Genomic DNA, 23,640 nt, shown 5'->3' with positions numbered 1-23,640 from the left:
GCCGCCTGAGGAGAAAATTAGAAATGACCTTCGTCGTCACCGACAACTGCATCAAGTGCAAGTACACCGACTGCGTAGAAGTCTGTCCGGTGGACTGCTTTTACGAAGGCCCGAACTTCCTGGTGATTCACCCGGATGAGTGCATCGACTGCGCCCTGTGCGAACCGGAATGCCCGGCCGTCGCGATTTTCTCCGAGGACGAAGTTCCGGAAGAAATGCAGGAGTTCATTCAGCTGAACGTTGAGCTGGCCGAGATCTGGCCGAACATCACCGAGAAGAAAGAATCGCTGCCGGACGCCGAAGAGTGGGATGGCGTCAAAGGCAAGATCAAAGACCTCGAACGCTGATCTGTCCCGCGTTTGAAGAAAAGGCCCCTTGCGGGCCTTTTTGTTTTTCCGGGTTTTGCATTTCTGTGGGCAAAAAAAAGGGGCGGTTTGACCCGCCCACATTTTTTCCCTATTCCCTGTGTTCCTTTTCATCGTCCTGATGAATCGCGTCCTGCGATGTCCATTCCCTTCCTCCTTGAAGGGCGTGTCTATCCGTCGACACAACCCAGATACTAAAGAGTTCCCCGTTTCGGGCAACCGGCCCGTTCCGGTAAAACCTCCTGTCATAAGCATTTAATATTTATAAATATTTATATAAATCAATGTGTTATCAGAAGCCCTACAGCCCGATGGATGTCTTCCGCAGTGTAAAAATAACGAACACTTACGAAAGAGTAAGCCAGAGCTTACACCGCGAGACTACAAACCCGGGAAACGACGACCGGTCGTCAGGTTCCAGGCCGCTCGCCAGAGCCAGACAACAAAAAGCCCCGAACCAGTCGGGGCTTTTTCGGGCGGTCATGCAGGACGCTTACTGAAACAGCGACTCGCTCGACAGGCCGTTTTTCTCAAGAATCTCACGCAGGCGCTTGAGGCCTTCCACCTGGATCTGCCTCACCCGTTCCCGGGTCAGGCCGATCTCCAGGCCTACATCTTCCAGCGTGCTGCTCTCGTGACCGCGCAGGCCGAAGCGGCGTACCACCACTTCGCGTTGCTTGTCGGTCAGCTCCGAGAGCCATTGATCAATGCTCTGCGACAGATCGTCGTCCTGCAGCAGTTCGCATGGATCGGTCGGACGATCATCCGTTAGGGTGTCCAGCAGGGTTTTATCCGAATCCGGACCCAGCGAGACGTCGACCGAAGAAACCCGCTCGTTCAGGCCCAGCATGCGCTTGACCTCGCCCACCGGTTTTTCCAGCAGGTTGGCGATTTCTTCGGGTGAAGGTTCGTGATCGAGTTTTTGCGTCAGCTCCCGTGCGGCCCGCAGGTACACGTTGAGCTCCTTGACCACATGGATCGGCAGCCGGATGGTCCGGGTCTGATTCATGATTGCGCGCTCGATGGTCTGACGGATCCACCAGGTCGCGTAGGTCGAAAAGCGGAAGCCGCGCTCGGGATCGAACTTTTCCACCGCGCGGATCAACCCGAGGTTGCCCTCTTCGATCAGATCCAGCAGCGACAGCCCCCGATTGACGTAACGCCGGGCGATTTTGACCACCAGCCGCAGGTTACTTTCAATCATGCGCTTGCGCCCGGCAGGATCGCCACTTTGCGACAGACGCGCAAAATGAACTTCTTCTTCCGGGGAGAGCAATGGGGAAAAGCCGATTTCGTTGAGGTACAGCTGCGTGGCATCGAGTGCCCGGGTGTAGTCGATGTACTTGTGTTGCTTAAGTGAAGCGGAGTGTTTGGATTTGGCACGAACGGAAGGTGGAGCAGCCCCTTCATCATTCGACATCGAATCCGAATCGATGCCGGTCTCCATCAGGAGAACCTCATCGTCGATGTCAAACTCCGGCACTTCTTTACTGAGAGCCATTGTTATAGTCCTTTGGTGAGTTCGACCCCAAGCTCAAGCGACGCCTTTATCCTTGGCAACGCTGGAGCCTGTCCCCTCTACGCGACGGAACAGGCTGGTCTGCAAATCAACGTCTTGGCAGGAACTGCAGCGGATCTACAGGTTTACCTTGTCGGCGAATCTCAAAATGCAGTTTCACCCGGTCTGTACCCGTTGACCCCATTTCGGCAATTGTCTGTCCGACTTTGACCTGCTGCCCCTCCCGTACCAACAGCCGACGGTTGTGTCCGTAAGCACTGACGTAGGTTTCGCTGTGTTTGATGATGACCAATTCGCCGTAGCCCCTTAAGCCACTCCCGGCGTAAACCACCGTCCCATCAGACGCAGCTAAAACAGGCTGTCCCAAATCTCCGGCGATATCAATTCCTTTATTCAAACTACCGTTTGAAGAGAATTTACCAATCAGAATGCCATTAGATGGCCATCCCCAGCCGGTCGGGGCCGGGCCCGGTGGAGGCAATGGAGCCGGTGCCGGCTTGTTGGCGACGGACGGTACAACGGTCGTGGCAGCCGCCCCGGAACCCGTGGTTGTGGTGGTCGTCGTGCCATTCGCCTGGCGCCGGATTATCGTGGTTTTGCTCGACGAGGACGGCGCCGAACCGCTGTTGCTCACCACTGCCGTCGGCGTTGAACCCGGGCGTCCGTCGAAGCGAATCGTCTGACCCGGGTGAATCGTGTACGGCGTAGGAATATTGTTCCGGGCAGCGAGGGCTTTGTAGTCCCAGCCATAACGAAACGCGATGGAAAACAGCGTGTCACCCGGACGGACTACATACTGTCCGGTCGTCACTGTAGGACGCTGGGCGACCGCATTGTTGCGATCGACGACCCGAACGTTGTTCGATTTGGTGCTGGAGCAACCGACCAGCAAGGTGCTCAAGACAAGGCCAGTCACCAGGCGCTGAAAGCTCGTGTTACCCATACGCTGCGCAATGACTGTGAGACTCACCCGCCGCTCCCTTTGTGGTGGCTGAAAAATGTGGAATGCCGATTTCGGCGTGTAACTTCGCAAGTATAACGGGCGAATCCGGCTTTACCTTTAATGAAGCGTTATCGCTCGGCGCACACGTTTGCTCATGGACGATGAATTCTGTTTAAACAATCGGTGCCGCTGTAAGACAGATGCACTTGCAAGGAATTCAGCGCCGAAAAACAAATGCTCAGGCCAGCGGCCCATTGAGCAATGGCACGAAACGCACCGCCCCGAGAACGTGTCGGGAGAAGCCGTTTTCTTCGCGCACGATCAACATCAATTGCTGAACTTCGCCTGAGCCGACCGGGATGACCATCCGCCCGCCCGGTGCCAACTGATCGAGCAGCGCCTGGGGAACATCGGTGGCCACGGCCGTGACGATGATGCCGTTGTACGGTGCCAGCGCAGGCCAGCCTTCCCAGCCATCGCCCCAGCGGAACACCACGTTGCGCAGGTTGAGCTCGACCAGGCGTTCCTTGGCCCGGTCCTGCAGCACCTTGATCCGCTCGACGGAGAACACCCGCTCGACCAGTTGCGACAACACTGCGGTCTGGTAACCGGAACCGGTGCCGATCTCCAGCACCTTGTCCAGCGGCCCCGCCTCGAGCAGCAATTCGCTCATGCGCGCGACCATATAAGGCTGGGAGATGGTCTGGTTGTGGCCGATCGGCAGCGCGGTGTCTTCATAGGCCCGGTGCGCCAGCGCTTCGTCGACGAAGAGATGGCGCGGCGTGCGGCGGATCACTTCCAGCACGTTCGCGTTGGACAGCCCTTCTTCATACAGACGCTGAATCAGGCGCTCACGGGTGCGCTGGGAGGTCATCCCGATGCCGCTGCGCAACCGGTCGTCTTGTTCACGAGCCATCAGTTGAGCCCCTCCAGCCAGCCGTCGAGACTTCTGAAAGCATCATTGAAGGTGCGATCGAGCTGCAACGGAGTGATGGAAACGTAGCCCTGCATCACCGCATGGAAATCGGTGCCCGGCCCGCCGTCCTCGGCATCACCGGCGGCGGCAATCCAGTAACCGGCCTTGCCACGGGGATCGACCACTTTCATCGGCGCTGCCGCACGGGCGCGATGGCCCAGTCGCGTCAGCTGAATGCCGCGAATGTGATCGAGAGGCAGATTGGGGATGTTCACGTTCAGTACCGTGCGCGGTGGCAGATCGAGCCCGGCGTGGGCCTCGACCAGTTTGCGCGCAAAGTAGGCAGCGGTGGGCAGATTGTCTACCTGCCGGGAGGCCAGCGAGAAAGCAAAGGACGGGCGTTCGAGAAAACGGCCTTCAAGGGCTGCCGCCACTGTCCCGGAATACAACACGTCGTCGCCCAGGTTGGCGCCGAGGTTGATGCCCGAAACCACCATGTCCGGTTCGCGTTCCAGCAAACCGTTGAGCCCCAGGTGCACACAGTCGGTCGGCGTGCCGTTGAGACTGATGAAACCGTTGGCCAGGTATTGCGGGTGCAACGGACGATCCAGTGTCAGCGAACTGCTGGCACCGCTCTTGTCCTGTTCCGGGGCGATAACCACGCATTCGGTGTAATCCGCCAGCGCAGCATAAAGCGCGGCAAGACCGGGCGCAGTCACCCCATCGTCGTTAGAAATCAGAATACGCATGGGCTGTCCGTCTGCCCCACCGGCACCAGATCAACGAGTTCGCGCACCAATACGGTGGCGAAGCATCCGGCCGGGAGGACGAATTCCAGTTGCAGAATGTCAGGCTCGGGATAATGCCACGTCAACCCGCCAATGGGCAGCCGCAGGATACGACGTTCGTGGCTCATACCGGCATTAATCAACCAATCGCGCAGATCCGCCTCGCGTGCGGCGATTGCCTGCTCCAGATCATGGACAGCGCCGGTGGCCGGTGAGTCACCTTCGCCCCATTGCGGCCCGGTCGGATGCAGATCGAGAATTGCCAGGCGCGGGTCGCTGCATTCGGCTTCACCCGCCGGGAAAAAGCTGCGGCTGTCAGTGAACGCCAGCAGATCGCCGACCTGGGCGCGCTGCCAGGTACCATCGGCAACACGCGCCGCCAGCACCTGGTTGAACAGAAAACTGCGCGCGGTCGACAGCAGGCGCGAACGCACATTGCGCTGCTCCGGCAAAGCCTTTCGCGCCGCCCATGAACGGGCATCGACGACGTTGCCACCGTCATGACCGAAACGCTGTGCACCGAAGTAGTTCGGGATGCCTTGTTTGGCAATCAGTTGCAGACGCTCGTCGATGGCGGCCTTGTCGCCATTGAACTGGGTCAGGCGCAAGGTGAAACCATTGGCCGAATGCGCACCGCGTTGCAGCTTGCGCTTGTGGCGGGTGGTCTTGAGGATCTTCAGCGTGTCGTTTTCCGCCGCCGACAGATCCGGGTCAGCCTTGCCCGGCAATTGCACGCTGAACCACTGGCGGGTCAGCGCCTGACGGTCTTTGAGACCGGCGTAACTGACCGTGCGTAACGGCACGCCGGCCGCCTTGGCGATGCGTCGAGCCGCTTCTTCGGTGTTCAGACCGCGCTTTTCCACCCAGATCCACAGGTGCTCGCCATCACCGCTGAACGGAATGTCGAGGACTTCATCGACCTGGAAATCTTCGGCGATGGCTTTCAGTACCGCGGTGCCGAGGACGTCGCCATAAGCCCGCGGGCCGAGCAGTTGCAGTTCGTTCATGCGCGCAGCAACAAGGCAACGGAATGCACGGCAATACCTTCTTCGCGGCCGACGAAGCCAAGCTTCTCGGTAGTGGTGGCTTTCACGTTCACTTGATCCAGTTCTACTTGCAGATCCGCGGCAATCAGCGCGCGCATCGATTCGATATGGGGGGCCATTTTCGGGGCCTGGGCAACGATGGTGTTGTCGACGTTGCCGATTTTCCAGCCTTTGGCGTGGATCAGGCTGACCACATGACGCAACAGCACTCGGCTGTCGGCGCCCTTGAATTGCGGGTCGGTGTCCGGGAAATGCTTGCCGATATCACCCAGCGCCGCCGCGCCGAGCAAGGCATCGCTCAAGGCATGCAGCAGGACGTCACCGTCGGAGTGAGCGAGCAGCCCGAAGCCGTGTGCGATTCGCACGCCGCCCAGAGTAATGAAATCGCCTTCAGCGAAACGATGCACATCATAGCCGTGGCCAATACGCATAAAAAAACGCCCCGAATTTTGTCAGGGCGTGATTCTACCTGCTTTGTCAGGCGTTAGGCGCCTAGAGCGCGCGCGTGATGCTGCAAGTGGTCGTCTATGAAGCTGGCGATGAAGAAATAGCTGTGGTCATAGCCCGGTTGCAGACGCAATGTCAGCGGATGCCCCGCCTGTTTTGCCGCTTGTTGCAGGGCTTCGGGCTTGAGCTGGGTGGCGAGGAAATCGTCGCGATCACCTTGATCGACCAGCAATGGCAGTTTCTCGTGCGCCTCGGCGATCAGCGCACAGGCATCCCACTCGCGCCATTTCGAACGGTCTTCGCCCAGATAACGGGAGAACGCCTTCTGGCCCCACGGGCAATCCATCGGATTGTTGATCGGCGAAAACGCCGACACCGACTGGTAACGCCCCGGATTGCGCAACGCACAGACCAGTGCACCGTGACCGCCCATGGAGTGCCCGCTGATGCTGCGCTTGTCTGACGCCGGGAAATGCGCTTCAACCAGTGAAGGCAATTCCTGCACGACGTAGTCATGCATCCGATAGTGCCGCGACCATGGTTCCTGCGTGGCATTCAGGTAGAACCCGGCACCCAGACCGAAATCCCACGCACCATCAGGATCGCCCGGTACATCGGCACCACGAGGGCTGGTGTCCGGCGCCACAATGATCAGCCCCAGCTCCGCCGCCACGCGCATGGCACCGGCCTTCTGCATGAAGTTCTCGTCCGTGCAGGTCAGGCCCGACAGCCAGTACAGCACCGGCAGCTTGCCGCCCTGCTCTGCCTGCGGCGGCAGATACACGGCAAACACCATGTCGCAGCCCAGCACTTCGGAGCGATGGCGATAGCGCTTGTGCCAGCCGCCGAAACTTTTCTGACAGGAGATGTTTTCCAGACTCATGTAGGACTCCTACGCAGCCACGACTGCACATTGGCAGCCGTGACATCGCGATTGATCAGAAATGAATGACGGTGCGGATGCTCTTGCCTTCGTGCATCAGGTCGAAGGCCTTGTTGATGTCTTCCAGGCCCATGGTGTGGGTGATGAAGGTGTCCAGCGGGATTTCCCCGCTCTGGGCCATGTCGACGTAGCTTGGCAATTCGGTACGACCACGCACGCCACCGAACGCCGATCCGCGCCAGACGCGACCAGTCACCAGCTGGAACGGACGGGTAGCGATTTCCTGACCAGCACCGGCTACGCCGATGATCACCGACTCGCCCCAACCTTTATGGCAGCACTCGAGGGCTGCGCGCATCAGTTGCACGTTGCCGATGCATTCGAAGGAGAAATCGACGCCGCCATCGGTCATGTCGACGATCACTTCCTGGATCGGACGATCGAAGTCTTTCGGGTTCACGCAGTCGGTAGCGCCCAGTTGCCTGGCGATTTCGAACTTGGCCGGGTTGATGTCGATGGCGATGATGCGCGAGGCCTTGGCCTTCACCGCGCCAATCACCGCCGACAGACCGATGCCACCGAGACCGAAGATGGCCACGGTATCACCCGGTTTGACCTTGGCGGTGTTGATCACCGCACCGATCCCGGTGGTCACGCCGCAACCGAGCAGGCAGACCTTTTCCAGCGGTGCATCCTTGGAGATCTTGGCCACGGAGATTTCAGGCAGCACGGTGTACTCGGAGAAGGTCGAAGTACCCATGTAGTGGAAAATCGTTTGGCCCTTGTAGGAAAAGCGCGAAGTGCCGTCCGGCATCAGGCCTTTGCCCTGAGTGGCGCGAATCGCCTGACACAGGTTGGTCTTGCCCGACTTACAGAATTTGCACTGGCCGCACTCCGGGGTATACAGCGGGATCACGTGGTCGCCGACGGCCACCGAGGTCACGCCTTCGCCAATCGCTTCAACGATGGCACCACCTTCGTGACCGAGGATCGACGGGAAGATACCTTCCGGGTCAGCGCCGGACAGGGTATAGGCGTCAGTGTGGCAAACGCCGGAAGCCACCACGCGCAGCAACACTTCACCGGCCTTGGGCATGGCGACATCGACTTCTACGATTTCCAGCGGCTTCTTGGCCTCGAAGGCAACGGCGGCGCGCGACTTGATCATGCTGACTCTCCAGTGAATCCATTGAATAAAAAAACAGACTGGCAGTGTAGTCCAGCGCCGATTGATGAATAATCCGGACAAAAGCAAAACATTATTGCCATACAGGGATAATCCCGATGTCCGAAAACCGCTGGGAAGGCATCGACGAGTTCGTTGCCGTTGCCGAATGCAGCCAGTTCACCGCGGCTGCCGAACGCCTGGGCGTGTCTTCCTCGCACATCAGTCGACAAATCGTACGGCTGGAAGAACGTTTGCAGACGCGTCTGCTCTATCGCAGCACCCGGCGCGTCACGCTGACAGAAGCCGGCCAGACCTTCCTGCAACATTGCCAGCGCCTGCAGGACGGTCGCGAAGAAGCATTGCGCGCAGTCGGCGATCTGACCAGCGAGCCCAAAGGCATGTTGCGCATGACCTGCGCCGTGGCGTATGGCGAGCGCTTCATCGTGCCACTGGTGACCCGGTTCATGGGGCACTATCCACAACTGCGTATCGATATCGAACTGACCAACCGGCAACTCGATCTGGTGCACGAAGGTCTGGATCTGGCGATTCGTCTCGGGCGTCTTCAGGATTCCCGATTGGTAGCAACGCGCCTGGCGCCCCGGCGCATGTACTTGTGCGCATCTCCTTCCTACCTGGAACGGTACGGTCGGCCACACAGTTTGTCGGAACTGAGCCGGCACAACTGCCTTATCGGCAGCTCGGACATTTGGCAACTGGAACAGAACGGGCGGGAATTTTCCCAGCGGGTACAGGGAAACTGGCGCTGCAACAGTGGGCAAGCGGTGCTGGATGCCGCACTGCAAGGCGTGGGTTTGTGTCAGTTGCCGGACTATTACGTGCTGGAGCATCTGCACAGCGGCGCGTTGATTTCTTTGCTGGAGGCGCATCAACCGCCGAATACGGCGGTGTGGGCGCTGTATCCACAGCAACGGCACTTGTCGCCGAAGGTGCGCAAACTGGTGGATTTTCTCAAGGAAGGTCTGGCCGAACGGCCGGAGTACCGGATTTAACGACGGTTGGCCCAGCGCTGGCGCAACCATTCGAGGTCTTCCGGGCGGGTGACTTTCAGGTTATCCGCACGGCCCTCGATCAGGCGCGGCGCCATGCCGGCCCACTCCATCGCCGAGGCTTCATCGGTGATCACCGCATCGGCCACCAGACTGTCTGCCAGCGCGCGGTGTAGAGCACCGAGGCGGAACATCTGCGGCGTATAGGCCTGCCAGATCACGCTGCGATCCACGGTTTCGACCACACGACCGTGCTTGTCGACCCGCTTGAGTGTGTCGCGCGCCGGCACGGCCAACAGGCCACCGACCGCATCGTTTGCGAGTTCAGCAAGCAATTTGTCGAGATCATCACGGCTCAGATTGGGCCGTGCCGCATCGTGCACCAGCACCCAATCCTCATCGTCGGCACCTTGCGCGTGCAGATGCAGCAAGGCGTTGAGCACCGAACCGGAACGCTCGGCGCCGCCATCGACCCGTTGAATTCGCGGATCGCTGGCGCTGGCCAGGCTCGGCCAATAAGGATCATCAGCGGCAAGACTGACCACCAGGCCCTTGAGGCTCGGGTGATCAAGGAAACAGCCGAGGCTGTGTTCAAGAATTGTGCGCCCGCCCAGTTGCAGGTATTGCTTGGGACGGTCAGCGGCCATACGGGCACCGACGCCCGCGGCAGGAATCACGGCCCAGAAGGCCGGCAGGGAATCGATCATTGGGCCAACTGGTAAAGGGTTTCGCCGTCCTTGACCATGCCCAGTTCGTGACGAGCCCGCTCTTCAACGGTCTCCATGCCTTTCTTCAACTCGCTGACTTCAGCGTCCATCACCCGGTTGCGCTCCAGCAGGGCTTCGTTCTCGGCGTGCTGATCAGCAATCTGCTGATTCAGTTCGGCAACTTGCGCCAGACTGCCATTGCCCACCCACAGGCGGTACTGCAGACCGGCCAGCAGCAAGAGCAAGACGAGAAACAACCAGTAAGGACTGCGCATCGAATATCAGGTATCCAGTGAAAAAAGACAGCCACGCAAAAACTTTGAAGCATCTGATAGCACGAAGCCTGGAATATCCAGGCTTGTGCATATAAGGCATCAGATTAGTGGCAAATCCATCGCTGTCACGACTTTTCCGACACAATCCGGTGTCTTTTTAACATGTAGCGATCAGCCGCGGAACTCGGAGCGACCGTTGTACTTGGCTTTGCCATTCAACTGCTCTTCGATACGCAGCAGTTGGTTGTACTTGGAAACGCGGTCGGAACGGCACAGCGAGCCGGTCTTGATCTGGCCAGCCGAAGTACCCACAGCCAGGTCGGCAATGGTCGAATCTTCGGTTTCGCCCGAACGGTGCGAGATTACGGCGGTGTAACCGGCAGCCTTGGCCATCTGGATGGCTTCCAGGGTTTCGGTCAGGGTGCCGATCTGGTTGAACTTGATCAGGATCGAGTTGGCGATCTTTTTATCGATGCCTTCTTTCAGGATCTTGGTGTTGGTCACGAACAGGTCGTCACCAACCAGTTGGGTCTTGGCGCCGATCTTGTCGGTGAGGATCTTCCAGCCAGCCCAGTCGGACTCGTCCAGACCGTCTTCGATCGAGATGATCGGGTAACGCTCGGTCAGACCTTTCAGGTAGTCGGCGAAACCTTCAGCGGTGAACACCTGGCCTTCGCCGGACAGGTTGTACTTGCCGTCTTCGAAGAATTCGCTGGCTGCGCAGTCCAGAGCCAGGGTCACGTCGGTGCCCAGCTTGTAACCGGCGTTGGCAACAGCTTCGGAGATCACTTTCAGTGCATCTTCGTTGGACGCCAGGTTCGGCGCGAAACCGCCTTCGTCACCGACGGCAGTGCTCAGGCCACGGGCCTTCAGAACAGCTTTCAGGTGATGGAAAATCTCGGTGCCCATGCGCAGACCTTCCGAGAAAGACTTGGCGCCAACCGGCTGAACCATGAATTCCTGGATGTCGACGTTGTTGTCGGCGTGTTCGCCGCCGTTGATGATGTTCATCATCGGAACCGGCATCGAGTACACACCCGGGGTGCCGTTCAGGTTGGCGATGTGTGCGTACAGTGGCAAGTCCTGATCCTGTGCAGCCGCCTTGGCCGCAGCCAGGGAGACGGCGAGGATGGCGTTGGCGCCCAGGGTTGCCTTGTTTTCGGTACCGTCGAGCTTGATCATCGCGTGGTCCAGGGCTTTCTGGTCGCTCGGGTCGGTGCCCAGCAGCAGATCGCGGATCGGACCGTTGATGTTGGCTACCGCCTTGAGCACGCCCTTGCCCAGGTAACGGCTCTTGTCGCCATCACGCAGCTCGAGCGCTTCACGCGAGCCAGTGGATGCACCGGACGGCGCGCAAGCGCTGCCGATGATGCCGTTGTCGAGAAGCACGTCCGCTTCCACGGTGGGATTGCCACGGGAGTCGAGAACTTCACGACCTTTGATGTCGACGATTTTTGCCATTGTTGTAAACACTCCAAAGTTGACGAAAACGACGCAGCTAGAGGAAATCTTTTGACCGTCGGCAAGTGGTGTACAGCGGGCAGCTTGCAGACGACAACGCTCATGCCCGAGGGCATGAGCGACAAATCGTGCGGTACTTTACCGGAGAATTGAGGTTTACGCGGTTTCTACCGTCGGAAAACTCTTCACCAGTTCGTCCAGGGCTTTGAGCTGGGCCAGGAATGGCTCCAGTTTGTCCAGACGCAAGGCACAAGGGCCGTCGCATTTGGCGTTGTCCGGATCCGGGTGCGCTTCGAGGAACAGGCCCGCCAGCGACTGGCTCATGCCAGCCTTGGCAAGGTCGGTGACCTGGGCGCGGCGACCGCCGGCGGAGTCGGAACGACCGCCAGGCATTTGCAGCGAATGGGTCACGTCGAAGAATACCGGGTACTCGAACTGCTTCATGATGCCGAAGCCGAGCATGTCCACCACGAGGTTGTTGTAGCCGAAGCTCGAACCGCGCTCGCAGAGGATCAATTGATCGTTACCCGCTTCCACGCACTTGTTCAGGATGTGTTTCATTTCCTGGGGCGCGAGGAACTGGGCTTTCTTGATGTTGATCACAGCGTTGGTCTTGGCCATCGCGACGACCAGATCGGTCTGGCGCGACAGGAAGGCCGGCAGCTGGATGATGTCGCAGACCTCGGCGACAACCGCGGCCTGGTCAGGCTCGTGGACGTCGGTGATGATCGGCACGCCGAAGGCTTGTTTGATGTCCTGGAAGATGCGCATGCCCTCTTCCAGTCCAGGACCGCGATAGGAGGTCACAGAAGAACGGTTGGCCTTGTCGAAGCTGGCCTTGAACACGTAAGGGATACCGAGCTTTTCGGTGACCTTCACGTACTCTTCGCAAACCTGCATGGCCATGTCACGGCTTTCCAGCACGTTCATGCCGCCGAACAGCACCATGGGTTTGTCGTTGGCAATCTCGATGTCGCCGACGCGGATGATCTTCTGTGCCATCGGGTTACGCCTTCTTCTGGTGTTGAGCCAACGCTGCTTTCACGAAACCGCTGAACAGCGGGTGACCGTCACGCGGAGTCGAGGTGAATTCCGGGTGGAACTGGCAAGCGACGAACCATGGATGATCCGGGGCTTCGACCACTTCGACCAGCGCTGCATCGGAAGAACGACCGGAAATCTTCAGGCCGGCTTCGATGATCTGCGGCAGCAGGTTGTTGTTCACTTCGTAACGGTGACGGTGACGCTCGACAATCACATCCTTGCCGTAGCAGTCGTGCACCTTGGAGCCGGCTTCGAGCAGGCATTCCTGAGCGCCGAGGCGCATGGTGCCGCCCAGGTCGGACGCTTCGGTACGCACTTCAACGGCACCGGTGGCGTCTTCCCACTCGGTGATCAGGCCGACAACCGGATGACCGCTGGCGCGATCGAACTCGGTGGAGTTGGCGTCTTTCCAGCCCAGCACGTTACGGGCGAACTCGATGACCGCCACTTGCATGCCCAGGCAGATACCCAGGTATGGAACCTTGTTTTCGCGAGCGTACTGAACGGCGGTGATCTTGCCTTCCACGCCGCGCAGACCGAAGCCGCCCGGTACGAGGATCGCGTCGACGCCTTCCAGCAGCGCAGTGCCCTGGTTCTCGATGTCTTCGGAGTCGATGTAGCGCAGGTTGACCTTGGTGCGGTTGGTGATGCCGGCGTGACTCATCGCTTCGATCAGCGACTTGTAGGCGTCCAGCAGCTCCATGTACTTGCCGACCATCGCGATGGTGACTTCATGCTCAGGATTCAGCTTGGCATCGACGACCTTTTCCCATTCGGACAGGTCGGCGCCATTGCATTGCAGGCCGAAACGCTCGACGACGAAATCGTCCAGACCCTGGGCGTGCAGCACTGCCGGGATCTTGTAGATGGTGTCGACGTCTTCCAGGGAGATCACCGCACGCTCTTCAACGTTGGTGAACAGCGCGATCTTGCGACGCGACGACACATCCACCGGATGGTCGGAACGGCAGATCAGCACGTCTGGCTGCAGGCCGATCGAACGCAGCTCTTTTACGGAGTGCTGGGTCGGCTTGGTCTTGGTTTCGCCAGCGGTGGCGATGTACGGAACCAGGGTCAGGTGCATCAGCATCGCGCGCTTGGAACCGACTTCCACACGCAGCTGGCGGATGGCTTCGAGGAACGGTTGCGATTCGATGTCGCCAACCGTACCGCCGATTTCCACCAGGGCCACGTCGGCATCGCCGGCACCCTTGATGATGCGACGCTTGATTTCGTCGGTGATGTGCGGAATCACCTGGATGGTTGCACCCAGGTAGTCACCACGGCGCTCTTTGCGCAGCACGTGCTCGTAGACACGGCCGGTGGTGAAGTTGTTGTTCTGGGTCATGGTCGTGCGGATGAACCGCTCGTAGTGGCCCAGGTCCAGATCGGTCTCGGCGCCGTCGTGGGTGACGAACACTTCACCGTGCTGGAACGGGCTCATGGTGCCCGGGTCGACGTTGATGTACGGATCCAGCTTCAGCATGGTGACCTTAAGCCCCCGCGCCTCCAGGATGGCCGCCAATGAAGCCGATGCAATGCCTTTCCCCAAAGAAGAAACAACACCGCCCGTGACGAATATGTAGCGCGTCATGAAAAACCCTAGAAGTCTGCGTTAAAGCGGTCCGAGCCGCCGGGGAAAGCGAAGGAAGGCCGAAGCCCCCGATCACCTGCATTAATCACAGTGCACCTTTCAAAAAAACCGCCGCGTTGGGACAGACCGGAAGTGAAAACACCGGTACGTTGCTCGCTACACATTTTTTGGAATCGCCCAGCAAAGACTGCTTGGTAATCGGCAACTCCTGCAATTCAGGCGAATCCACAGAAGTTGTATCAAGAAGGGAGCGTAGTCTACCGGAATGCCCCCTTCATCTCAAACCTTGATCTTCGTCAGAAGGCTGCCAATGCAATCGCCAGCCTTCCAGCGCATTGCTGTCGAGCCCCGGCAGGTTCGCCACGGCGAGCAATTCTTCACCGCGAAACAGCAGCGGCAATCTGCCACGCACGAAGGCCGGCACCGCGCGCTCATTGAGCAGGCGCTTGAGATCGCGATGTCCGCGATCCGCCAGATGCATCACCTCGCCGCCCTGCCGATAGCGGATCTGCAGCGGCCCTGCGGGAGTCTGACCGCTGAACATGACACGCCCGTTATCGGGCAAGCGTAGCGCCAGCGACGTCTCGCGCCAGTCGCCGCTGACCACCGGCGTGCGCAACCACTGGCCACTGAGCCACCACAGGCGACCGGCGCTGCGGTGCAACTCGCCATCTGCCAGACGCCACACCGGAGCGGCATCGTGACCGGCATCACGCAGATCGATCCAACCCGACCAATGGTCGGTATCCGGCAGTCGGGTGAGCGGTTCAAGCCAGTGACTGAGTGCATTGCGCTGGCGCGCATCGGACAACCCGGCGATGGCCGTAAATTCCAGTGATGACAAACCTAGCCACTCGAAATCATCGGACATGGTCGCTTGAGCCAGATCGATCTGCGCCAGCTCATCGAGCAAACCTTGCGCCTCCCGCAAATGCGCCGCACTGCGGGCCATGCTGGCGTGTGCCTGCGGCCAGCGACCGGTCAGCAGCGGCAAGACCTGATGACGCAGGTAGTTGCGCGAGAACTGTCGATCCTGATTCGACGGATCCTCCACCCAACGCAGATCATGATCCCGCGCGTAGGCTTCCAGTTCGGCACGCGAGATGTCGAGCAACGGCCGAACCAGACTGCCCGGCCCCAACGTTCGCTGCGCCGGCATGCCGGACAGACCGCGCACCCCGGCGCCACGCAGCAACCGGAACAACAGGGTTTCTGCCTGGTCGTCGCGGTGCTGGCCCGTCATCAACACATCATTGATCCGGGTCGCTGAAGTGAATGCCGCGTAACGCGCATCCCGCGCCGCACGCTCAAGGCTGGCGCCCTTTGGCACGGTCACGTGAACGATCTGCAATGGAATGCCCGAGGCGTCACAGACAGCCTGGCAATGCGCCGGCCACGCATAGGCCGCGGCCTGAAGGCCGTGATGGACATGGATGGCGCTAAGCGCCGGAAGGGATTCGGATTTGGCGAGCGTTGCCAGAAGGTGCAGCAGGACGGTGGAGTCGAGGCCGCCCGAGAATGCAATGCGCCAATGGGCCGCACCGAGCCAGGGCTTGAGATTGCGCAGAAGCCTGGAAGGCAAATCAATCGTCGACTGATCCATTTTTTTCCTTGGCACAAATCAAATGTGGGAGCGAGCCTGCTCGCGATAGCGGTGCAACAGCCAACTCATTGGTTGAATGTTACCCCCTCATCGCGAGCAGGCTCGCTCCCACATTGGGTATTGCGCGGTCGACTTAGAGACCGTAGCTCATCAGACGATCGTAACGACGCTTGAGCAGCGCTTCGTTGTCGAGCTTCTTCAGCATCGCCAGTTGCGAACTCAGCTCGGCACGGATCGAGGCAGCGGCAGCCGCCGGATCGCGGTGGGCACCGCCCAGAGGCTCGCCGATCACTTTGTCGACGATGCCCAGGCCTTTCAGACGCTCGGCGGTAATGCCCATCGCTTCAGCGGCATCCGGCGCCTTTTCTGCGGTTTTCCACAGAATCGAAGCGCAGCCTTCCGGCGAGATCACCGCATAGGTCGAGTACTGCAGCATGTTCAGCTGGTCGCAGACACCGATTGCCAGTGCGCCGCCGGAACCACCTTCACCGATCACGGTGGCGATGATCGGGGTTTTCAGACGAGCCATGACGCGCAGGTTCCAGGCAATCGCTTCGCTCTGGTTGCGCTCTTCGGCGTCGATGCCAGGGTAGGCGCCCGGAGTGTCGATGAAAGTCAGGATCGGCATCTTGAAGCGCTCGGCCATCTCCATCAGGCGGCAAGCCTTGCGGTAGCCTTCCGGGCGCGGCATGCCGAAGTTGCGGCGTACCTTTTCGCGCACTTCACGGCCTTTCTGGTGACCGATCACCATCACTGGCTGGTCTTCCAGACGTGCCACGCCGCCCACAATGGCCGCGTCGTCGGAGAAGTGACGGTCACCGTGAAGTTCGTCGAACTCGGTGAAGATGTGCTCGATGTAGTCCAGGGTGTATGGACGTTTCGGGTGACGTGCCAGACGTGCGATCTGCCAGCTGGTCAGCTTGCCGAAGATGTCTTCGGTGAGCGTCTTGCTCTTGTCCTGCAGGCGGGAGATCTCATCGCCGATATTCAGCGAATTGTCATTACCGACCAAGCGCAACTCTTCGATCTTGGCTTGCAGGTCGGCGATCGGCTGTTCGAAATCCAGGAAATTCGGGTTCATAGGCGTCCGTCTTGGGTCGTGTCCCAAGTGAGCTTGGGGCCGGCCGGTTGTCTATTCGCGCCCTACCTTAAGGGAGAGGCGCGCTGAGGTCGAGATTAAAAATTCAGGTTGTGGGCAGGCGGTTCGGTCTCACCTGCCGGTCAACGGTATTGGAGGAAGACGTTGTCTCGCCCGAACTGGTCACGCAGGGCTTGAATCAAGGCATCCGCCGGGTCGATCCGCCAGGTCTCGCCAAACTGCAGCAAGGTCTTCGCATCCGGGCTGGTGTATTCCATGGTGATCGGACACGCCCCGCGATGACGCTTGAGCAAATCCCCCAACCAGCGTAGCTGATCGCCTTTCAGGTCCTGAGTCTGCAGCTTCAGGCGCAGGCTCTCGGCCAGATTGGTGCGCGCATCTTCCATGCTCATCACCCGCTTGACCCGCAGGCGCAGGCCGCCGGAGAAGTCATCGTTGCTGACCTCGCCTTCGACCACCACCATCGCATCGGTCTGCAGCAGCGATTGCGCGGAGTGGAACGCATCGGCAAACAGCGACGCCTCGATCCGCCCGGAGCGGTCGTCGAGGGTGATGAAACCCATCTTGTCGCCCTTTTTGTTCTTCATCACCCGCAGGGCAATGATCATCCCCGCCACGGTCTGGGTGTCCCGGGCCGGTTTCAGGTCGATGATGCGCTGGCGGGCAAAACGGCGGATTTCGCCTTCGTATTCGTCGATCGGGTGACCGGTCAGGTACAGGCCGAGGGTGTCTTTTTCACCCTTGAGGCGTTCCTTGAGCGTCAGCTCCTTGGCCTTGCGATGCAGCGCGTAAACGTCTGCGTCTTCCTCGACAAACAACCCGCCGAACAGGTCGGCGTGACCACTGTCGCGGGTGCGTGCAGTCTGTTCGGCCGACTTGATCGCCTCTTCCATCGCCGCCAGCAGCACCGCGCGGTTGCGGTCGATGTTGGCCTGATACGCCTTTTGCTCGTCATGGAAGTACGGGCCGAGGCGATCCAGCGCGCCGCTGCGGATCAAGCCGTCCAGCGTACGCTTGTTGATGCGCTTGAGGTCGACCCGGGCGCAGAAGTCGAACAGATCCTTGAACGGACCGGCCTGACGGGCTTCGGTAATCGCTTCCACCGGGCCTTCGCCGACGCCTTTGATCGCGCCCAGGCCATACACGATGCGGCCCTCGTCGTTCACCGTGAACTTGAACTCCGAAGTGTTCACATCCGGCGCGTCGAGGCGCAGCTTCATCGTGCGCACTTCTTCGATCAAGGTCACGACCTTGTCGGTGTTATGCATATCCGCCGACAGTACCGCAGCCATGAACGGCGCCGGGTAATGGGCTTTCAGCCAGGCAGTCTGGTACGACACCAGACCGTAAGCGGCGGAGTGGGATTTGTTGAAGCCGTAACCGGCGAATTTCTCTACCAGGTCGAAAATGTTACCGGCTAGATCCGCGTCGATATTGTTCGACGCACAACCCTCGATGAAACCGCCACGTTGCTTGGCCATTTCCTCGGGTTTCTTCTTACCCATCGCCCGACGCAGCATGTCCGCACCACCAAGGGTGTAACCGGCCATGACCTGGGCGATCTGCATCACCTGTTCCTGATACAGGATGATGCCGTAGGTCGGTGCCAGCACCGGCTGCAAGCCTTCGTACTGGTAATCCGGGTGCGGATACGCCAGTTCAGCGCGACCGTGCTTGCGGTTGATGAAGTCATCCACCATGCCGGACTGCAGCGGCCCCGGACGGAACAGGGCCACCAGTGCGATAAGGTCTTCGAGGCAGTCGGGCTTGAGCTTTTTGATCAGCTCTTTCATGCCACGGGATTCAAGCTGGAACACCGCGGTGGTTTCAGCTTTTTGCAGCAACTGATAGGTCGGCTTGTCATCCAGCGGGATGAACGCGATATCCAGCGGCGGCTCGTTGACCTTGGCGCGGTCGCGGTTGATGGTTTTCAGCGCCCAGTCGATGATCGTCAGGGTGCGCAGGCCAAGGAAGTCGAACTTCACCAGACCCGCTGCTTCCACGTCATCCTTGTCGAACTGGGTCACCAGACCGTCGCCGGCCTCGTCGCAATAGATCGGCGAGAAGTCGGTCAGTTTGGTCGGCGCGATCACTACACCGCCGGCGTGTTTACCGACGTTACGCACCACGCCTTCGAGTTTGCGCGCCATCTCCCAGATTTCCGCCGCTTCTTCATCGACCTTGATGAAGTCGCGCAGGATTTCTTCCTGCTCGTAGGCTTTTTCCAGGGTCATGCCGACTTCGAACGGAATCATCTTCGAGAGACGATCCGCCAGACCGAACGACTTGCCCTGGGCCCGCGCCACGTCCCGCACCACAGCCTTGGCCGCCATGGAACCGAAGGTGATGATCTGGCTTACGGCGTTGCGGCCATATTTTTCGGCCACGTAGTCGATTACCCGGTCGCGGCCGTCCATGCAGAAGTCGACGTCGAAGTCGGGCATGGATACCCGTTCCGGGTTAAGGAAACGTTCGAAAAGAAGGTCGTATTCCAGCGGGTCGAGGTCGGTGATCTTCTGCACATAGGCCACCAGCGATCCGGCACCCGACCCCCGGCCCGGGCCCACCGGCACGCCGTTGTTCTTGGCCCACTGGATAAAGTCCATCACGATCAGGAAGTAACCGGGGAATCCCATCTGGATGATGATATCCAGCTCGAAATTCAGCCGGTCGACATAGACCTGGCGCTTGGCCTCGTAATCTTCGGTGGTGTCCTTGGGCAGCAGCACGCTGAGGCGCTCGTCCAGACCATCGAACGACACCTTGCGGAAATACTCGTCGATGGTCATGCCATCGGGAATCGGATAGTCCGGCAGGAAGTGCTTGCCCAGCTTCACGTCGATGTTGCAGCGCTTGGCGATCTCGACGGTGTTTTCCACCGCGTCGGGCAGGTCGCTGAACAGCTCGGCCATTTCCTCGGCGCTTTTCAGGTACTGCTGGTCGCTGTAATTCTTCGAACGACGCGGGTCGTCGAGGGCCCGGCCCTCACCGATGCAGACGCGGGTTTCGTGGGCGGCGAAGTCTTCCTGCTTGATGAAGCGCACATCGTTGGTGGCGACCAGCGGCGCGCCGAGTTTCTCGGCCAGGGCCACAGCTCCGTGCAGTTGCTCTTCGTCGTTCGGGCGATTGGTACGCTGGATTTCCAGATAGAAACGATCCGGGAAGACCGACATCCACTCACGGGTCAGGACTTCGGCCTCGGCGGGGTTGCCGCCGATCATCGCCATGCCGATCTCGCCTTCTTTCGCGGCGGACAGCATGATCAGTCCTTCGTTGGCCTCGGCGACCCACTCGCGCTCGATGATGACCATGCCGTTGCGCTGACCGTCGATGAAGCCACGGGAAATCAGTTCGGTGAGGTTGCGATAGCCCTGAGCATTCATGACCAACAGGCTGATGCGGCTCAAAGGCCCGTCCGGGTCCTTGTTCGACAGCCACAGGTCGGCGCCGCAGATCGGCTTGATCCCGGCGCCCATGGTGTTTTTATAGAATTTGACCAGCGAACACATGTTGTTCTGGTCGGTAACCGCAACGGCCGGCATGCCCATGCCGGTCAGGGCCTTGACCAGCGGCTTGATCCGCACCAGCCCGTCGACCAGGGAGTATTCAGTGTGCAGGCGTAGATGAACGAATGAAGCCGGCATAGTGATCCTGTCCAGTTACATAGAGACAACAAGGCCCGGATTGTACCGGGCCCCGAAAAAAACATCAGCCTCGCCGCTAAACCTGCGTGAGACCTTCAAGCGCCTCGTAAGCCTGCCGCACGGGGGCAAACGAACGCCGGTGAATCGGCGTCGGCCCGAGGCGCACCAGCGCTTCCAGATGAACGGGCGTCGGATAGCCTTTATGGCCGCCGATGCCGTAACCCGGGTAGATCAACTCGAACGCCGCCATCTCGCGGTCGCGGCTGACCTTGGCCAGAATCGATGCGGCGGCGATGGCCGGTACCTTGCTGTCGCCCTTGACCACCGCTTCGGAACGCATCGGCAGTTTCGGGCAGCGGTTGCCGTCGATCATCGCCAGTTTCGGCTGGATATGCAGACCCGCGACGGCCCGCTGCATGGCCAGCATGGTGGCGTGCAGGATGTTCAGTTCGTCGATTTCTTCGACTTCGGCGCGGGCGATGCACCAGCTCAACGCCTTTTCGCAGATTTCGTCGTAGAGCTTTTCACGCTTGGCTTCGGTCAGCTTTTTCGAGTCGTTGAGACCAAGAATCGGCCGGTTCGGGTCGAGGATCACCGCTGCCGTAACGACCGCACCGCACAACGGGCCGCGACCGACCTCATCAACGCCGGCCACCAATTCTTCGACTTCGGCGACCAAAGTGAAATCCAGGCCCATCTGCATGCTTGTCTTGCTCATCGTGTTTGACCGATCAGGTTCAGAACGGCGTCAGCCGCCTGATTGGAGGCGTCCAGGCGCAGGGTGCGGTGGATTTCATCGAAGCCACGAGTCTGTTCTTCACCGCCGTCGATCAGCGGCGACAGGGTCTGGGCCAAGGCTTCGACCGTCGCGTCATCCTGCAACAATTCCGGTACCAGCAGTCGCTGTGCCAGCAGGTTCGGCAGAGAGACATACGGACTCTTGACCATGCGCTTGAGAATCCAGAACGTCAGCGGCGCAAGACGGTAGGCCACGACCATCGGGCGCTTGTAGAGCAGCGCCTCAAGGGTCGCCGTGCCCGACGCGATCAGGACCGCGTTGCACGCTGCCAGCGCCAGATGGGACTTGCCGTCGAGCAGGGTCACTGGCAAATCGCGACCGGCCAACAGTTCTTCAATCTGGGCACGACGCTCCGGGTTGGCACATGGAATGACGAAGCGCAAACCCGGACGCAAGGTTCGCAGGCGTTCGGCGGTATCGAGAAACAGCGCACCCAGACGACTGACTTCGCCGCCCCGGCTGCCCGGCATCAAAGCCACCAGCGGACCGTCAGGCAAACCCAGTTCGGCTCGCGCAGCGGCGCGATCGGCTTCCAGTGGAATGGTATCGGCCAGCGTATGGCCGACGAATCGCACCGGCACGCCCTTCTCTTCGTAAAACCTGGCTTCGAACGGCAGCAGCGTGAGCATCAGGTCGCAGCCTTCGCGGATTTTCAGCACCCGCTTCTGCCGCCACGCCCATACCGACGGGCTGACGTAGTGCACGGTCTTGATTCCGGCCTGACGCAGCTTGAGTTCGATATTGAGGTTGAAATCCGGCGCATCGATGCCGATGAACACGTCCGGCTTCTGGGCGATCAGGGTGGCGATCAGGTCTTTGCGGCGCTTGAGCAGCTCACGCAGCCGACCGAGAACCTCGACCAACCCCATGACCGACAGGCGCTCCATGGGGAAATAGGATTTCAGGCCCTCGGCCTGCATCAGGGGGCCGCCGACGCCGATAAACTCGACCGCCGGATGCTGTGCCTTGAGGGCACGCATCAGACCGGCGCCCAGAATATCGCCGGAAGCCTCACCCGCCACCAGCGCAATACGCAGATTGGCCATGATCAGCGAGTGATGCCGCGAGACGACGACTGGATGGAGTCACGGAACACCGCGACTTCCGGGAACTGGGCGGCGGGCTCGGCCAGTTCGGCCAGCGCTTGCTCGACAGTCAGCCCCTGGCGATAAACGGTTTTGTAGGCGCGGCGCAGGGCGTGAATGGCATCCTCGCTGAAACCACGACGACGCATGCCTTCAAAATTCATGCTGCGCGCTTCGGCCGGGTTGCCGAACACCGTAACGAACGCCGGGACGTCCTTGCCGATGGCCGTTCCCATGCCGGAAAAGCTGTGGGCACCGATGTGGCAATACTGATGCACCAGCGTGAAGCCGGACAGGATCGCCCAATCCTCGACATGCACGTGGCCGGCAAGTGCCGTGTTGTTGACCAGAATGCAATGGTTGCCGATGACACTGTCGTGACCGATGTGGGCGTAAGCCATGATCAGGTTGTGATCGCCCAGGGTGGTTTCCGAGCGATCCTGAACCGTGCCACGGTGAATCGTCACGCCTTCACGGATAACGTTATGGTCACCGATCACCAGACGGGTTTCTTCACCCTTGTACTTGAGATCCGGCGTGTCTTCGCCTACCGAGGAAAACTGGTAGATGCGATTGTGCTTGCCGATTCGGGTCGGACCTTTGAGGATCACGTGCGGCCCGATCACTGTTCCCTCGCCGATTTCCACACCTGCGCCGATGATCGACCACGGGCCGACCTCGACACCCTCGGCCAGTACGGCCGAAGGATCGATGATTGCGCGAGGGTCAATCAAACTCATAGCTTGCGTTCCGCACAGATGATTTCAGCGGAGCAGACCGGCTTGCCATCGACCGAAGCCTGGCATTCGAACTTCCAGATCTGACGCTTGCAGCTGATGAACTTGGCTTCGAGGATCAACTGGTCACCCGGCAGCACCGGCTGACGGAAACGCAGTTTGTCGGAACCGACGAAATAGTAGAGGGTGCCATCGGCCGGTTTCACATCGAGCATCTTGAAACCGAGGATCCCGGCAGCCTGAGCCATTGCTTCAATGATCAACACGCCCGGCATGATCGGGTGCGCAGGAAAGTGGCCATTGAAGAACGGTTCGTTGATGCTGACATTCTTGTAGGCGCGAATGCGCTTGCCTTCCGTATCCAGTTCCACCACCCGGTCCACCAGCAGGAACGGGTAACGGTGAGGCAGGTATTCGCGAATCTCGTTGATGTCCATCATTTCGGGGGGAAGCCTATGTAAAGATTGGGAGCGCGACTGACGCGCACTCCTCTAGCAAATCAAGGAG

22 protein-coding genes are annotated in these 23,640 nt (G+C 59.8%); 2 read left to right on the top strand and 20 right to left on the bottom strand.

Going from position 1 to position 23,640, the window contains the following annotated elements; all coding sequences use genetic code 11:
• Positions 1-23 precede the first annotated feature (23 nt).
• Positions 24-347 (top strand): ferredoxin FdxA, encoded by a 324-nt coding sequence (gene fdxA / locus DXT77_RS07440; protein ID WP_007908827.1) that lies wholly within the window; start codon positions 24-26, stop codon positions 345-347.
• Between the two features lie 511 nt (positions 348-858).
• Here fdxA and rpoS read toward each other — a convergent pair.
• The 8 genes from rpoS to DXT77_RS07400 all read right to left on the bottom strand — a co-directional run bounded on the left by rpoS (position 859) and on the right by DXT77_RS07400 (position 8,075).
• Positions 859-1,866: an RNA polymerase sigma factor RpoS gene (gene rpoS, locus DXT77_RS07435; RefSeq protein ID WP_007954831.1), complete on the bottom strand. Its 1,008-nt coding sequence runs from the start codon at positions 1,864-1,866 to the stop codon at positions 859-861.
• Between the two features lie 106 nt (positions 1,867-1,972).
• Complete coding sequence (locus DXT77_RS07430; RefSeq protein WP_119427178.1) at positions 1,973-2,854, bottom strand: peptidoglycan DD-metalloendopeptidase family protein; 882 nt, start codon at positions 2,852-2,854, stop codon at positions 1,973-1,975.
• Positions 2,855-3,065: 211 nt separating this feature from the next.
• On the bottom strand, positions 3,066-3,701 hold the full coding sequence (locus tag DXT77_RS07425) for a protein-L-isoaspartate(D-aspartate) O-methyltransferase (protein WP_169432601.1): 636 nt from the start codon (positions 3,699-3,701) through the stop codon (positions 3,066-3,068).
• 41 nt (positions 3,702-3,742) lie between these two features.
• On the bottom strand, positions 3,743-4,492 hold the full coding sequence (gene surE, locus DXT77_RS07420) for a 5'/3'-nucleotidase SurE (protein ID WP_085712856.1): 750 nt from the start codon (positions 4,490-4,492) through the stop codon (positions 3,743-3,745).
• Positions 4,480-5,538 (bottom strand): tRNA pseudouridine(13) synthase TruD, encoded by a 1,059-nt coding sequence (gene truD / locus DXT77_RS07415; protein WP_119427177.1) that lies wholly within the window; start codon positions 5,536-5,538, stop codon positions 4,480-4,482. Before truD ends, surE begins: the two co-directional genes overlap by 13 nt.
• On the bottom strand, positions 5,535-6,008 hold the full coding sequence (ispF, locus tag DXT77_RS07410) for a 2-C-methyl-D-erythritol 2,4-cyclodiphosphate synthase (RefSeq protein ID WP_042606995.1): 474 nt from the start codon (positions 6,006-6,008) through the stop codon (positions 5,535-5,537). The genes truD and ispF overlap by 4 nt, the downstream gene beginning before the upstream one ends.
• Before the next feature lie 53 nt (positions 6,009-6,061).
• Positions 6,062-6,907 (bottom strand): S-formylglutathione hydrolase, encoded by an 846-nt coding sequence (gene fghA, locus DXT77_RS07405; protein ID WP_119427176.1) that lies wholly within the window; start codon positions 6,905-6,907, stop codon positions 6,062-6,064.
• Between the two features lie 55 nt (positions 6,908-6,962).
• The gene (locus tag DXT77_RS07400; RefSeq protein ID WP_065259207.1) at positions 6,963-8,075 is read right to left on the bottom strand and encodes an S-(hydroxymethyl)glutathione dehydrogenase/class III alcohol dehydrogenase; all 1,113 of its coding nucleotides are present in this window, start codon (positions 8,073-8,075) and stop codon (positions 6,963-6,965) included.
• Positions 8,076-8,191: 116 nt separating this feature from the next.
• On the opposite strand from DXT77_RS07400, the gene DXT77_RS07395 reads away from it, so the two are divergent.
• Positions 8,192-9,088 (top strand): LysR substrate-binding domain-containing protein, encoded by an 897-nt coding sequence (locus DXT77_RS07395; RefSeq protein WP_085712852.1) that lies wholly within the window; start codon positions 8,192-8,194, stop codon positions 9,086-9,088.
• On the opposite strand, the gene ispD is transcribed toward DXT77_RS07395, so the two are convergent.
• The 12 genes from ispD to fabZ form a co-directional block, all read right to left on the bottom strand.
• Positions 9,085-9,792, bottom strand: coding sequence for a 2-C-methyl-D-erythritol 4-phosphate cytidylyltransferase (ispD, locus tag DXT77_RS07390; protein ID WP_119427175.1), 708 nt, complete (start codon positions 9,790-9,792; stop codon positions 9,085-9,087). The two genes, DXT77_RS07395 and ispD, sit on opposite strands and share 4 nt — an antisense overlap.
• Positions 9,789-10,067 (bottom strand): cell division protein FtsB, encoded by a 279-nt coding sequence (ftsB, locus tag DXT77_RS07385; RefSeq protein WP_003222158.1) that lies wholly within the window; start codon positions 10,065-10,067, stop codon positions 9,789-9,791. The genes ispD and ftsB overlap by 4 nt, the downstream gene beginning before the upstream one ends.
• 171 nt (positions 10,068-10,238) lie before the next feature.
• A complete protein-coding gene (gene eno / locus DXT77_RS07380; RefSeq protein ID WP_085697340.1) occupies positions 10,239-11,528 on the bottom strand; it encodes a phosphopyruvate hydratase in 1,290 nt (429 codons plus the stop codon).
• A 156-nt stretch (positions 11,529-11,684) separates the two neighbouring features.
• Positions 11,685-12,530 carry a 3-deoxy-8-phosphooctulonate synthase gene (gene kdsA, locus DXT77_RS07375; RefSeq protein ID WP_007954807.1) on the bottom strand — a complete coding sequence of 282 codons (846 nt, stop codon included), beginning with the start codon at positions 12,528-12,530 and terminating at the stop codon, positions 11,685-11,687.
• A 4-nt stretch (positions 12,531-12,534) separates the two neighbouring features.
• Entirely contained in the window at positions 12,535-14,166 is a 1,632-nt protein-coding gene (locus tag DXT77_RS07370) for a CTP synthase (RefSeq protein ID WP_011332696.1), read from the bottom strand.
• Between the two features lie 274 nt (positions 14,167-14,440).
• Complete coding sequence (gene tilS, locus DXT77_RS07365; protein WP_119427174.1) at positions 14,441-15,769, bottom strand: tRNA lysidine(34) synthetase TilS; 1,329 nt, start codon at positions 15,767-15,769, stop codon at positions 14,441-14,443.
• Between the two features lie 133 nt (positions 15,770-15,902).
• Positions 15,903-16,850 (bottom strand): acetyl-CoA carboxylase carboxyltransferase subunit alpha, encoded by a 948-nt coding sequence (locus DXT77_RS07360; protein ID WP_085712849.1) that lies wholly within the window; start codon positions 16,848-16,850, stop codon positions 15,903-15,905.
• 140 nt (positions 16,851-16,990) lie between these two features.
• Positions 16,991-20,512, bottom strand: coding sequence for a DNA polymerase III subunit alpha (gene dnaE, locus DXT77_RS07355; protein ID WP_119427173.1), 3,522 nt, complete (start codon positions 20,510-20,512; stop codon positions 16,991-16,993).
• 76 nt (positions 20,513-20,588) lie between these two features.
• Positions 20,589-21,215 carry a ribonuclease HII gene (gene rnhB / locus DXT77_RS07350; protein ID WP_085712847.1) on the bottom strand — a complete coding sequence of 209 codons (627 nt, stop codon included), beginning with the start codon at positions 21,213-21,215 and terminating at the stop codon, positions 20,589-20,591.
• 11 nt (positions 21,216-21,226) lie between these two features.
• On the bottom strand, positions 21,227-22,357 hold the full coding sequence (gene lpxB / locus DXT77_RS07345; RefSeq protein ID WP_119427172.1) for a lipid-A-disaccharide synthase: 1,131 nt from the start codon (positions 22,355-22,357) through the stop codon (positions 21,227-21,229).
• A 2-nt stretch (positions 22,358-22,359) separates the two neighbouring features.
• Complete coding sequence (lpxA, locus tag DXT77_RS07340; RefSeq protein ID WP_085712845.1) at positions 22,360-23,136, bottom strand: acyl-ACP--UDP-N-acetylglucosamine O-acyltransferase; 777 nt, start codon at positions 23,134-23,136, stop codon at positions 22,360-22,362.
• Entirely contained in the window at positions 23,133-23,573 is a 441-nt protein-coding gene (fabZ, locus tag DXT77_RS07335) for a 3-hydroxyacyl-ACP dehydratase FabZ (protein ID WP_003222142.1), read from the bottom strand. The genes lpxA and fabZ overlap by 4 nt, the downstream gene beginning before the upstream one ends.
• Positions 23,574-23,640: the final 67 nt, after the last annotated feature.

Source organism: Pseudomonas sp. 91RF (assembly GCF_003576265.1).
GTDB classification, from domain to species: Bacteria; Pseudomonadota; Gammaproteobacteria; order Pseudomonadales; family Pseudomonadaceae; genus Aquipseudomonas; species Aquipseudomonas kribbensis.
The sequence above is the reverse complement of the archived record's forward strand: the minus strand, read 5'-3'. Positions and strand labels throughout refer to the sequence as shown.

What these genes read in the sequence shown, in the direction of transcription:
- DXT77_RS07370 (WP_011332696.1), bottom strand. Translation starts at nt 14,166, where the DNA reads ATGACGCGCTACATATTCGTCACGGGCGGTGTTGTTTCTTCTTTGGGG.
- fdxA (WP_007908827.1), top strand. Translation starts at nt 24, where the DNA reads ATGACCTTCGTCGTCACCGACAACTGCATCAAGTGCAAGTACACCGAC.
- DXT77_RS07425 (WP_169432601.1), bottom strand. Translation starts at nt 3,701, where the DNA reads ATGACCTCCCAGCGCACCCGTGAGCGCCTGATTCAGCGTCTGTATGAA.
- kdsA (WP_007954807.1), bottom strand. Translation starts at nt 12,530, where the DNA reads ATGGCACAGAAGATCATCCGCGTCGGCGACATCGAGATTGCCAACGAC.
- fghA (WP_119427176.1), bottom strand. Translation starts at nt 6,907, where the DNA reads ATGAGTCTGGAAAACATCTCCTGTCAGAAAAGTTTCGGCGGCTGGCAC.
- dnaE (WP_119427173.1), bottom strand. Translation starts at nt 20,512, where the DNA reads ATGCCGGCTTCATTCGTTCATCTACGCCTGCACACTGAATACTCCCTG.
- DXT77_RS07400 (WP_065259207.1), bottom strand. Translation starts at nt 8,075, where the DNA reads ATGATCAAGTCGCGCGCCGCCGTTGCCTTCGAGGCCAAGAAGCCGCTG.
- surE (WP_085712856.1), bottom strand. Translation starts at nt 4,492, where the DNA reads ATGCGTATTCTGATTTCTAACGACGATGGGGTGACTGCGCCCGGTCTT.
- lpxB (WP_119427172.1), bottom strand. Translation starts at nt 22,357, where the DNA reads ATGGCCAATCTGCGTATTGCGCTGGTGGCGGGTGAGGCTTCCGGCGAT.
- rnhB (WP_085712847.1), bottom strand. Translation starts at nt 21,215, where the DNA reads ATGCAGATGGGCCTGGATTTCACTTTGGTCGCCGAAGTCGAAGAATTG.
- ispD (WP_119427175.1), bottom strand. Translation starts at nt 9,792, where the DNA reads ATGATCGATTCCCTGCCGGCCTTCTGGGCCGTGATTCCTGCCGCGGGC.
- ftsB (WP_003222158.1), bottom strand. Translation starts at nt 10,067, where the DNA reads ATGCGCAGTCCTTACTGGTTGTTTCTCGTCTTGCTCTTGCTGCTGGCC.
- truD (WP_119427177.1), bottom strand. Translation starts at nt 5,538, where the DNA reads ATGAACGAACTGCAACTGCTCGGCCCGCGGGCTTATGGCGACGTCCTC.
- DXT77_RS07395 (WP_085712852.1), top strand. Translation starts at nt 8,192, where the DNA reads ATGTCCGAAAACCGCTGGGAAGGCATCGACGAGTTCGTTGCCGTTGCC.
- ispF (WP_042606995.1), bottom strand. Translation starts at nt 6,008, where the DNA reads ATGCGTATTGGCCACGGCTATGATGTGCATCGTTTCGCTGAAGGCGAT.
- eno (WP_085697340.1), bottom strand. Translation starts at nt 11,528, where the DNA reads ATGGCAAAAATCGTCGACATCAAAGGTCGTGAAGTTCTCGACTCCCGT.
- fabZ (WP_003222142.1), bottom strand. Translation starts at nt 23,573, where the DNA reads ATGATGGACATCAACGAGATTCGCGAATACCTGCCTCACCGTTACCCG.
- tilS (WP_119427174.1), bottom strand. Translation starts at nt 15,769, where the DNA reads ATGGATCAGTCGACGATTGATTTGCCTTCCAGGCTTCTGCGCAATCTC.
- lpxA (WP_085712845.1), bottom strand. Translation starts at nt 23,136, where the DNA reads ATGAGTTTGATTGACCCTCGCGCAATCATCGATCCTTCGGCCGTACTG.
- rpoS (WP_007954831.1), bottom strand. Translation starts at nt 1,866, where the DNA reads ATGGCTCTCAGTAAAGAAGTGCCGGAGTTTGACATCGACGATGAGGTT.
- DXT77_RS07360 (WP_085712849.1), bottom strand. Translation starts at nt 16,850, where the DNA reads ATGAACCCGAATTTCCTGGATTTCGAACAGCCGATCGCCGACCTGCAA.